This is a genomic window from Bacteroidales bacterium (assembly GCA_016709865.1).
Classification (GTDB): Bacteria; Bacteroidota; Bacteroidia; order Bacteroidales; family VadinHA17; genus LD21.
The window spans coordinates 524,923-536,440 of record JADJLX010000003.1; the positions used below are offsets into that span (position 1 = coordinate 524,923).

Below are 11,518 nucleotides of genomic sequence, written 5' to 3' on the forward strand. Positions count from 1 at the left end.
ATATTTGTTTAGTTTGGATAATTAATAAACATCCCCTATATTTGGCAGGTTAAATTAAAACCTAAAACTAATTTGTATGAAGAAACTATTTCTGCTGATTGTTTTGTTTGTGTTTATAGGTGGCTACACTCTATTGGCACAGACAATAGTCATTACAGGTACGGTTACCTCTTCTGTTGAAGGGGAAGGTGCAATTCCTGGTGTAACGGTTACTGTACAAGGTACAACTGTTGGCGCTATAACAGGCGTAGATGGAAAGTATTCAATTACAGCACCGCAGACTGGAACAACTCTTGTTTTCTCCTATATCGGGATGAAAAAACAGGAAGTTGAAATTGCCGGCCGCAAAGTAATTGATGTTGTTATGGAACCCGATCTTTTGGGTCTAAATGAAGTTGTTGTTACAGCTTTCGGTATTAAAAGACAAGCCAAAGAGCTTGGAGTTGCAACTGCTCAGGTATCTGATAAACAGTTAACTCAGGGTGGTGTTAGTAACGTTGTTAATGGTATGACTGCAAAAGTCTCCGGATTACAGATCAATACTGTTAACAATGGAGTTAATCCTGACACAAGGATCACCTTAAGAGGAAACCGCCACTTTCTGGCAAGCAACCAGGCTTTGATAGTTCTGGATGGTGTTCCGGTAAGTGCTGATTTCCTTAACTCAATCAACCCGAACGACATTGGCAATGTTAACGTACTGAAAGGCGCGAGTGCTGCTGCTCTTTATGGTAACGATGCTTCAAACGGTGTTCTGGTCGTTACAACAAAAAGGGGTGGTGGAAACAAGCCTGTGATTAAGATTAGCAATACCACAACATTCGAAACTGTCTCCTACATGCCTAAATTACAGGAACGTTTTGGTGCTGGTTCAGGTGAAGATACAGTTAACTCAGATCCTAACTACACATTCTGGGTAGGTCCTGACAGAAACACCGACCCTCGTACATCATACGAAAACCAGAGCTACGGCCCTGAATTCAATGGTGACATGGTTATCTTAGGTGGAAGGCTTGTTGACGGTTCATACCAGATGATACCTTACAGTGCTGTTAAAGATGGTAAGAAGAAATTCTTCGATACAGGTATTTCGCTTCAGAACGATGTGTCATACTCTGTTGGAAATGAAGAGAACAGTTTTTACCTGTCTGCTCAGGATGTTAATACAACAGGAACAATTCCTAATGATAAGAACAGGAGAACCGGTGTACGTATGGCAGGTTCAAGAACTTCAGGTATCTTCCATGCTGATTATACCCTCGGTTTTACTCAGACAAATACTGATGTTTCAGGTGGTGAGCCTTTCCAGGGCAGACCGGTTTACTGGAACGTACTTAATACACCTGCTGAGGTTGATCTTACGAATTACAAAGATATCGAGAATAATAAGTTTGCTAACCACAATGGTTATTTTAATGCTTATTATCCAAATCCTTACTGGCAGCTTAATAACTCAAGGAACAAGACAAGAAAAGAAAACGTTCTTGGATCTGCTTTGATTTCTGTTAACCCTGCTCCCTGGATCGACATTTCATACCGTGCTGGTTTGACTTACGAGTCTAGAGCGATAAATTCATACAGGAATGGAGTTACATATAATACATATATGGCACACGACCCATGGGAAGCTGGTCATAATGCAACAGGATCACCATTCGTAGGAGTCTCTGCTGACGAATTAAGGTCAAGTTTCATTCTTACCGGTGACCTGCTTGTTCAGTTGAACAAGAAGATCGGTGATTTTGATGGCAAAATGATTATTGGTAATTCAATGTACTCAAATAAATACAGAGCTGTTGGTGTTGCTAATAATTCACTTGTTATACCATTACTCTACAACGTGGCAAACCGTCTGGGAGAAGCTGGAGTTGGAGAAGTGATGAGAGAGCGTAATTCAATGGGTCTGTTTGCTGACCTTACTCTTGGTTACAAAGACTTCGCATTCATACACGCTTCAGCCCGTAACGATTGGGATTCAAGGTTAACAAAAGAGAACCGTTCATTCTTCTACCCGGGTGTTGACGGTAGTTTGGTTCTTTCAGAAGCTATCCCGGCTCTTAAGGACAATTCTTTCCTGAGTTTCGCAAAGGTCCGTGCCAGTTGGTCACAAACCGGTCAGATTGCTCTTGATAACTGGTATGCAACTTTACCTTCATTCAACCCGGGAGCTGGCTTCCCATACGGATCAACTGCCGGATTCTTACTAAGCACAACATTGAGCAATCCACTTCTGAAGCCTGAACTTACACAGGAGATTGAAGCAGGTTTTGAATTAAGCTTCATCAGGAATAGATTTCATCTCGAAGTTAATGCTTATCAGTCAAACACAAAAGATCAGACAATTCCTGCAACTATCTCATTAGCAACAGGTTATGCTAGTGCGTATATCAATGCCGGCGAGCTTCAGACACAGGGTATTGAAACAGACTTCAAACTCACCCCGGTACTTAGCCTTGGTGACCTTGACTGGAATATGACGATCAGTTATGCATACAATACAAGTGAGGTATTATCAATCCTTGAAGGTTTGAATGAATTGCCTATTGAGGACGTATCTTATGCAATAGTAGGTGAACAGTTCCCTGCTATTAAAGTTACAGATGTTAAAAGAGATCCACAGGGACGTATAATTGTTGATGCACTTACAGGCTATCCGATTAAAGACCCTGCCCTCAAACACATGGGACATGGTAACCCGAATCACATCCTCGGTATTGTTAATACACTCAACTTTAAGGGTTTAAGCCTGAATATTGTGGCTGATTACAGAGGCGGAAACGTTATTGAGAATGCAGTTGGTAATGCACTCGATTTTACCGGTACATCATGGCACTCAGCCCAGAACGGTCGTCAGAATTTTGTTATTCCCAATTCAGTAATAAATACAGGTACAGCTGCTGCTCCGGTATATGTTGAGAATACAAATGTTATTACACGTAATGCATCACGTGCATTATGGGTATCGTCTGACTATCATAACGTACAGAGCACATACTTAACAAGTGCTGCATTCTGGAAATTAAGGGAAGTAGCTCTTTCATATGATGTTCCTGTAAAAAATATTCTTGGTGGCGTCATTCAGGCAGCCCAAGTGGGAATTGTTGGAAGAAACCTGATTATGCTTCGTCCCAGATCTAATATGTGGACAGATCCTGAGTTCAATTCAAGGGCTGGTAACAGTAACGCGGTTGGTTATACCACAGAAGATCAGACGCCTCCTACAAGAATTTACGGGTTTAGTGTTAAACTTACTTTCTAAGTAGAAAAATTAAAAAGATATGAAGAAATTATTAATATTATTAACTGTACTGCTTGTATTGGGAACTTCCTGCGGGAAAGATTTTCTTTCAGTTAACGAATTCAACCCAAATCAGGCTTCTGCTGTTCCGGCTAACCTTATCCTGCCTGCAGCTCTCAATACGACTTCGCGTATTATGACTCTTCCTGGCAACTATTCTTTCGTGTATATGTGGCATGGCCTGATGTCAGTTAGCGGCGGATACTCTCAGCCGGTTGCTTTAACCCAGTATAACCTGTTGAACAGTTCTTTCCAGGGTAACTGGAACAACTCATATGTTAATCTTCAGAACTACGATTACATAGAGAAGAATTCCACAACTGATAGGCTTAAGCCTTACAGGGCAATCGCTAAAATTATGAAGGTTCTCCTTTATCAGAATCTTGTCGATACTTATGGAAACGTTCCTTATACTGAGGCTCTTCGTACAGCTGATGGAATTCTTAAGCCTAAGTATGATGCCCAGCAGACTATTTATGAGGATCTGGTTCTTCAGCTCGATGCAGCTATGGAACTCATAGCCTCATCTCCTGCTGATGCAGAAGAGGTTGGTGACTATGATATCATTTATCATGGCGACATGAGTATGTGGTGGAAATTTGCAAATACACTCAAACTCAGAATACTTGTAAACCAGTCAGGAATGGCAGGCAGAGATAGTTATATTTCTTCTGCGATTGCCACCACTGCTCATACTTCAGCTGATTATCTCGGAGCAGGAGACGGAGCAATGCTGAATCCTGGTTATGTGCAATCAGCTGGTAAGATGAACCCATTTTGGGAGACTTTCTACAAGCAGGATGGTTCAAATCAGGCAGATGGTTTAGGTTACTATGTGGCCAACCAGGACGCTTGCGATTTCCTTACAGCTAACAATGACCCCCGTAAACTAAGATTCTTCCAGCCGAGTACAGCAGGAGGAACCACAGTAAAAGGTAACTATTTCGGAGCTACTGTTCTTGAGCCGGTTCCTACTACTTCAAAACTTGGACCAGGTATGTTGCAGGCTTATAACCAGTCAGCGCCTATTATGACCGACTTTGAAAGTCTTTTCCTTCAGGCAGAAGCTGTTCAGAGAGGAATTCTGACCGGTAATGCAAAAGCACTATATGAGAGTGCAGTTACTCGTTCAATAATTTATATGGGTGGTGCATCAGGGAATGCACTTGCAGCTCAGGCTTATCTTACACAGGGAGGGAAAGCTCTTGTTAACTTTGATGTTGCCACTAATAAAGTTCAGACAATTATAACTCAGAAATGGTGTGCTCTGAATGGCATAAGCCCTATGGCTATCTGGACAGACTACAGAAGAACCGGATATCCCGATTTTATTCACTGGTCAGCGGATCCTGCAAAACTTAATGCAACTCCTCCGGTACGTCTGCTTTATCCTCAGACTGAAATAAGCACTAACAATGACAATGTGCTTGCTCAGGGAGACATTAATTTGTTTACAACAAAAATTTTCTGGCAGAACCGTTAAGAACAATTGCCATAAATTAATAACAATTAAAAAAAAAGAATATGAGAAACAAAATATTCATGATAACATCCTTTCTGGCTGCAGTTCTTGTTTTAAGTTCCTGCCTGAAAGATGATATTGGTGAGGACTGGACATCAGACCTTAAAGGAAAGATGTACGCTGAGGTATGGAATGCAGGCTTTCAGGCCTTTGCATTGCAGCCTGTTGCAGCTCCTACTACCTTCAAATTCCTCGTGAACGTTGCATCTGATGAGCCGCCAACACAGGATATTACTCTTACAATTGCAGTTAATCCTGATGCTCTTGCAAGGTATAATGCAGCAAAAGGTACCGCATATAAATTATATCCATATATCGAGGTACTAAATCCAACTGTTACAATTGAAGCAGGCACTAGAAATGCATATGTTCATGTAAAGGTATGGAATGCCGATTTATTGGATGCATGTGATAACTTCATGGCTCCAATCTCAATTACAGATGCAAGCGGAGGTGTAATTCCGGCAGATGCACTTAACCAGGGATCAAGGCTAATGGCTTTACCAATTAACAACCCATATGCAGCTACATACTCTACCGTAGGATATCGTATAAGACCTGGTAATCCAACCGAATTTCTTGCGGCAGGTACTGAGCAGATATTCTCAACTGTTGATTGCAAAACAGTTACTAAAGTTGGTTTTGGTAACTATTCTCCTTACGGAATTAAAATAGAGGTAACTGCAAATACCATGGTTGTTGGTGGAACCACCTGCTTCAAGGTAATTGCAACACCTTTCGACATAGCTACCGGAGCAGTTGTAGGTGGAATGTGGGATACATGGACCGGTGATGCAACTGCTTTACCTGCTCCTCCAGCCAATGGCACAGACATTAATTATTACAATCCAGTAACAAAGAAATTTGTTTTGAATTGCTATTATGAAAGTTCTGCCGGTAATCGTATAATGTATGAAATACATACAAGGAAATAAGTTTGTTTTGGCTTAACTTCTTAATATCTTATTAAGATTAGAGAGTCAAAAAAATTAACTGAAAATAAAAAAATTCGATATGAAAAGAAAATTAATATTTTTTGTAATGATACTCTCCTTGACCGGCTTGTTTACCATGCAGAGCTGTAATGAGGATGAGAAATCACCAGTGTACGAATACGGTTCATTTACTGACCCGGTACTACTGGCTCCTGCAGATGGCGGGTTTTTAAATGTTACCGGAACTACTGTTGATCTTAAGTGGGAATCTACTGATTCTGACGGTGATCCACAAAGCTGGGATGTTTATTTCGGAGATAATTCTGAACCCGATTTATTCAAAACAGGGCAGACAACACAGTCTGTAACAGTAAACGTTACTCCCGGAACTGAGTACTTCTGGAGAGTCGAGACTGTAGATGCTAAAGGTGTTATTACAACCAGTCCAACATGGAGTTTTGAGGTTGTTAATCCTGCTGCAGCTATGCACATGGATCTTTCCTGGGAAACCAATGCACTTGATGTAATTGGAATGGAAGTTGATCCTCTTGCAGCAGCTAACCTACGCCTAAGAATTCTTAAGGCAGATAAAACTACTGCTGCTGTTACCGCAATTAATACAACCGGTTATGAGACCTATGCAGGTTTTAACTCATTAGTAGACGGTAAATATTACATAGCAGTTGACCTTACTTCAACTATTGACGCAGGTGACTTTAATTCTCCTCTTGACATAGACATTGATCTGGCCTTCTCACAAAGAGGTGTTCAGGAGCTGACGTATAGTTTTCCAGCTGTAATGACAAATCAGTTTGTATGCTCCTCTTATAGAGTATACCTTGGTTATGTTACTAAAACCGGAACATCATACACCTTTACAAAAGAAGTATCAAAACCTGTAAGTGTTTACTCTGGTGTTTGGTATGGTGTAGACAAGGCAGATGTTGATTATGACAGCGAAGTTGAAACATACCAGGGCTGTTCATTACAGATCAAAGGTCTTGTAAATGGTTGGATGACTGAATTCTGGGGTGAAGTAATTGTTAAGGGTGGTTCAGCAAGTATCACAATTAATCCTAACACAGGAGTAGTAACAATTCCTCTTCAGTATTATTGTACAACAAAATACAACGGAGCTGTTCAGACTCCTTATAATATTGTTGGAACTGGTACTTATGACGCTTCAGGTGCATATCCAAAAATGACCATTCAGTATACTCTTATTCAGGGTACTGATGATTGGGCACAGTGGATGTTTGATGAAGGTTATATGGCTACCAATAAATTCGAGGCTGAATTGACCTTGGATCCAGCAGGATTAAAGAAGGGAGCTTCTAAATCAGCTTTTAATTTAAATATCCCTTTTTCAAAACCAGTAAAACACTAGAAATTTCTAAGAAATTATAGTATGCATTTTAAAAACCGTCTCAGGAAACTGAGGCGGTTTTTTAATTTCATTTCAAAATTCACAAACTCCAGCCTGGTCTTTGTGGTATGAATGACTCTGATATCATAATTTAGCAGAATATGTATTTATTAAACTTATTGAGTAATTTTGCTCCACATGTTGAGTGAAACGTAACATATGATAGAAAGAGCACAATTACAGGTTATTACGAAAAGAATTTTAGAACCAATTTGTATGTATTACGAGTTCCGGAAGCGACGGTTTTATTCCACTTTAAGATTCACCAGTTCAAGCCTTGTTGTTGTGGCACGAATGACTCTGATAACAATATTCCTGATCCTTATTACATCATTATTGCGCGGTATGCTGCCATGGAAAAACATTATCATACCTGCAAGGGTTTCGTAATCATCCTCCTCAGGTAACTTAAGATCATACTTTTCATTAAGGTAGTCAATTTCAATCCTCCCTGAGAATATATACTCATTTGTTCCGGTTCTCTTTTCAATAAGATCTATTGTATCATGTTCATCTTCTATATCACCTACAATTTCTTCAAGTACATCCTCAATTGTCACCATGCCTGATGTCCCTCCAAACTCATCAACAACGAGGGCAATATTCTTTCTCTCATCAACAAAGAGCTTTAAAAGCCTGTTAGCAGGCATCGTTTCAGGAACAATAGCAAGTTTACGGATTGCAGACTTAATATCGCCCGGATTCCGGAATACATCCTTAAGCTCAATATAACCTGTTATGTTATCTATCGTGTCCTGGTAGACAAGGATCCTTGAATACCTGGTTGCTATGAATTTTTCTTTAAGCTGTTCCACGCTGCTCATAATATCCACAGCTTCTATCTCAGTACGTGGTACCATGCACTCTCTTAACTTCACATTCGAAAAATCAAGTGCATTCTGGAATATCCTGATATTATGATGATGTGGTTCTGTTTCCTTATTGCTTTGGTTACTTAGATTAACAAAATGGTCGAGATCGACTTTGCTGAAAACAATATTTTCCTGTCTCCTTTCACCAGGTTTTAGTCTGAAAACCAACCTGATGACCATATTTGATGCAGCCAAAGTCAGTTTGCTGATGGGGTAAAAAAGAAAATAAAAGATCAGAGTTGGTACGCTTAAAAATTTAAGGAAGAAATTCGGGGAGATAATAAATATTGTTTTTGGAAGAAACTCAGCTACAAATAGAATTATTGCTGTAGAAATAAGTGTGTTTAAGACAAGCACAACTAGGTCAGATTCAAATAATGGGACAAGAAGCGGTCCAAGCAGGCTTGAAAAAACAAGTCCGTAGATGACCAGCGAGATGTTGTTGCCAATCAGCATTGTTGCGATGTACTGTCCCGGATTATCAGTAAAGATTTTTACAATTTCTGAGCCAAATACTCCCTGTTTTCTGTCAAGTTCTATTCTGAGCTTGTTGGATGCAATAAATGCAATCTCCATGCCGGAGAAGAATGCAGAAAGAATTATTGCCAGGAGTATTATTAGAATTCCGCTCATAGAGCAAAGTTAGCTTTTTTTTCTCTGTTTGTGTCTGAGCCATGCAAAGAGAAAAGAGATGACGGCCATTAATAAAAAGAACCAGATTCTGTTGCCCCCGGTTGTTACAGCTATTCTTATGGCTATTGCAATGGATAACACGCCGGTTATTATCCAGATAATCTCCAGAACGAGAAGTGAACTATTCCTCATCTTTAAGATATATTGTAGCACTTACTTTTCTGATGCGGCGCTTTGCAAGCTTCGAATCAGATTCAAAGCCCGTTCCCATAACTATCTGGTCTTCATTTGTAATTCTTACAAACCGGTCGGTATAGATAAGATCTTTAGCCTGATCCCAGAATAACACCTCGGTTTCAAGCATATCCTTTTTTTCATTTACAACAACTACACTGTCTTTCAGCTCCCATAAGTTGGTATTTTTGTAGTACTTGCCATATTTTGAGGATACTGAGCCAGAGATGTACTTTTTGCCGTCATAAAAGTCAACTTTTAATCCAAACCTGAACTCTGTATATGGCTCTTTCTCATTATCGTACGATTCTGCCAGGGGTGACCGCATTATAAGAGTGGTTTGTCCCGAATCGAGGAGTACTGTTTCAAAATCCTTGGCAGTCATTGAAGGGTAAAGAAGAAAATCAGATTTGGGTATTACATCAATTTTCTTTTTGCATGAAGGGAATATGGCTACTAAAATACCCAGAACCAAGATGATCTTAATAGTGTTGTTGTATTTGGGCCTATTATTCATATTTCCTCTTCATAAACCACCAGTCATAAAGATTCAGACTGATGCCAACAGTAAAATAGTCTTCAGAGTGCAGTCCATTAGCTGTTGATCCTGATCTCCTTGTATAATCAAGGTACAGGTTTGCCTTTGATAATGATTCTGTTCTTCTCAACGTCATTCCAATACCTGCACTTGCTCCGATTTCCTTGATCTGTTCTCCGTTAAGAATGAGATAGCTGTCACCAGCATGACCACCGATTCGATATTCGAGCCGTTTCAGCAGGTTGTAATTGGAAAACTTGTCGGGAATAAATTCCAGACCAAAGAGATATGAGCGTGAATCAGCGGCATTTCCAGTTCCGCCGGGGATCTTTGCAGTACTCCAGTTAGTAGAGATATAATCGAATCCGGCTGTAAATTTGTTTACCTTCCCAACAGAGATCCCTACTCTCATCGTTGCCGGGATATATGTTGATTTCCCCTCAACAGCAGTAAGCGAAAGTGTATCTTTGGTACTATAAGCTGTATATCTGTAAATCAGACGTTCATAATTGGTATTATAATCTTTCCCTGATGTTAAAGAAGCTCCTGCATTCAGGAAATAATTATCTCCCAGTTTGGCTCTGTACTGAAGCCCATAGTCGAAATTAATACCCGAGATCTCAAGTTTTTCTGAGGTATTATTATGAAAGACATTATAATAATCAGCGAAATCAAACTGGTTTGTCCTGTTCATTTGTCCGAAAAGCAATGTCATATTTATTCCGGCTGAGAAGTTTTTGGTAATATTAATACCTGATCCTAAAAATACACTTGTCAGTCCGCCATCGCCAGCATGGTATGAGCTGAATTCTCCGATCATCGGATCATAATCAGCATCTGTATCCAGAACAGATTCAGTGAGCTTATAATAACCGTTACTGTACGGACTTATTCCCGCTGCAAGGCCCCATCCTTTTGCAAGAGGAAACCCAAAGAACAGATGATCAAAATTTCCATCTTTGGATGAATAGGTTGATTCTCCATCAGAAAGTTTTCCCATTGTATAATCCACCCCGAAATCGAAAATAAAGGAGATTGTATCAAAGCTGCTGTAAGAGGCAGGATTTGAAAAATAGATTGAGGTATTATCTCTTTGCGAAACACTTATTCCACCCATTCCCTGACTCCTGAAAGAACCTGATGGCTCTATTGATCCCAGATTAAATCTGGAGTAAGGTGAGTTAACAAGTTTTTGACCGTTTGATGTTATTGTTAATGAAATCAGAAAGATCGAAAAGAGTAGTATAAGTTTATTTCGCATTGTATTCTAAAATATAATTTAAACCATCAATCACAATATCAGGCAAATATGTGACAGGATAGTCAATTTTGTCTTTAAGATATCCGCTGTCGCCGCCTGTAAGTATTACTTTAAATTCAGTATGCTTTTTCTCAAACGTGCGAATATACTCATTTATTTCATATGTCACCCCTGTAATAACTCCTGCAGCAATTGCATCTGAGGTATTACGGCCTGGAAATGTATATTTTTCAGTGGCAGAAACCAATGGTAGTTTGCCTGTAAATTTGTGCAATGCCCTGAACCTCATTTGAAGACCGGGAGAGATATTTCCTCCCTTATAAATACTCTTTGTAAGGAACTCAAATGTCAGAGCAGTACCTGCATCAATAACAAGAACATTCTCACCCGGGAATACATTAAATGCTCCTGCAACAGCGGCAATCCTGTCAGGACCAAGTGTGTCAGGTGTCTCATATTCAATCTTAAATGGGAGCTTTGTTCTGGATGTAAGTATATGTACTTTGGGAATATTAACAGTTAGAAGATCAAAAATATACTCAGGAGTGTCTCTTACCGAAGAGATTATCGCTTTTTCGATTTTAAAGGGAGCCAGCTTCTTTTCAAGCTTTTCACAGCTAAATTCTTTCGACCTGAAAACAGTTTTTTTATCAGATCCGTTGAATACAGCAAATTTTGTATTGGTATTTCCAATATCTATTATAAGGTTCATACAAAGAATATATTCTGCAAAGGTAATAAAGCGATGCCTAGAAATAAAATTTAGTTTATGCGGGACTAAAGTCCGCTTGCGCTAGCA

9 protein-coding genes are annotated in these 11,518 nt (G+C 39.6%); 4 read left to right on the forward strand and 5 right to left on the reverse strand.

The annotated features are described in order from the left end of the window. Nucleotides 1-76 precede the first annotated feature (76 nt). The 4 genes from IPJ16_07740 to IPJ16_07755 all read left to right on the forward strand — a co-directional run bounded on the left by IPJ16_07740 (nucleotide 77) and on the right by IPJ16_07755 (nucleotide 7,142). Nucleotides 77-3,259: a SusC/RagA family TonB-linked outer membrane protein gene (locus IPJ16_07740; GenBank protein MBK7627083.1), complete on the forward strand. Its 3,183-nt coding sequence runs from the start codon at nucleotides 77-79 to the stop codon at nucleotides 3,257-3,259. A gap of 19 nt (nucleotides 3,260-3,278) precedes the next feature. Next, nucleotides 3,279-4,781, forward strand: a complete 1,503-nt coding sequence (locus IPJ16_07745; GenBank protein ID MBK7627084.1) for a SusD/RagB family nutrient-binding outer membrane lipoprotein — start codon at nucleotides 3,279-3,281, stop codon at nucleotides 4,779-4,781. A gap of 41 nt (nucleotides 4,782-4,822) precedes the next feature. Further along, nucleotides 4,823-5,755, forward strand: a complete 933-nt coding sequence (locus tag IPJ16_07750; GenBank protein ID MBK7627085.1) for a DUF1735 domain-containing protein — start codon at nucleotides 4,823-4,825, stop codon at nucleotides 5,753-5,755. Between the two features lie 79 nt (nucleotides 5,756-5,834). Next, the gene (locus tag IPJ16_07755) at nucleotides 5,835-7,142 is read left to right on the forward strand and encodes a hypothetical protein (protein MBK7627086.1); all 1,308 of its coding nucleotides are present in this window, start codon (nucleotides 5,835-5,837) and stop codon (nucleotides 7,140-7,142) included. 284 nt (nucleotides 7,143-7,426) lie between these two features. Here the strand turns inward: IPJ16_07755 and IPJ16_07760 are convergent, their stop codons facing one another. From IPJ16_07760 to IPJ16_07780, 5 genes are read right to left on the reverse strand one after another with little or no spacing between them, the layout of a single operon-like run. Further along, on the reverse strand, nucleotides 7,427-8,686 hold the full coding sequence (locus IPJ16_07760; protein MBK7627087.1) for an HlyC/CorC family transporter: 1,260 nt from the start codon (nucleotides 8,684-8,686) through the stop codon (nucleotides 7,427-7,429). A gap of 9 nt (nucleotides 8,687-8,695) precedes the next feature. Beyond that, nucleotides 8,696-8,878, reverse strand: a complete 183-nt coding sequence (locus IPJ16_07765) for a hypothetical protein (GenBank protein MBK7627088.1) — start codon at nucleotides 8,876-8,878, stop codon at nucleotides 8,696-8,698. Beyond that, nucleotides 8,868-9,437, reverse strand: a complete 570-nt coding sequence (lptC, locus tag IPJ16_07770; GenBank protein MBK7627089.1) for an LPS export ABC transporter periplasmic protein LptC — start codon at nucleotides 9,435-9,437, stop codon at nucleotides 8,868-8,870. Before lptC ends, IPJ16_07765 begins: the two co-directional genes overlap by 11 nt. Then, a complete protein-coding gene (locus IPJ16_07775; GenBank protein ID MBK7627090.1) occupies nucleotides 9,430-10,719 on the reverse strand; it encodes a hypothetical protein in 1,290 nt (429 codons plus the stop codon). Before IPJ16_07775 ends, lptC begins: the two co-directional genes overlap by 8 nt. Beyond that, entirely contained in the window at nucleotides 10,709-11,431 is a 723-nt protein-coding gene (locus tag IPJ16_07780) for a type III pantothenate kinase (GenBank protein MBK7627091.1), read from the reverse strand. The genes IPJ16_07775 and IPJ16_07780 overlap by 11 nt, the downstream gene beginning before the upstream one ends. Nucleotides 11,432-11,518: the final 87 nt, after the last annotated feature.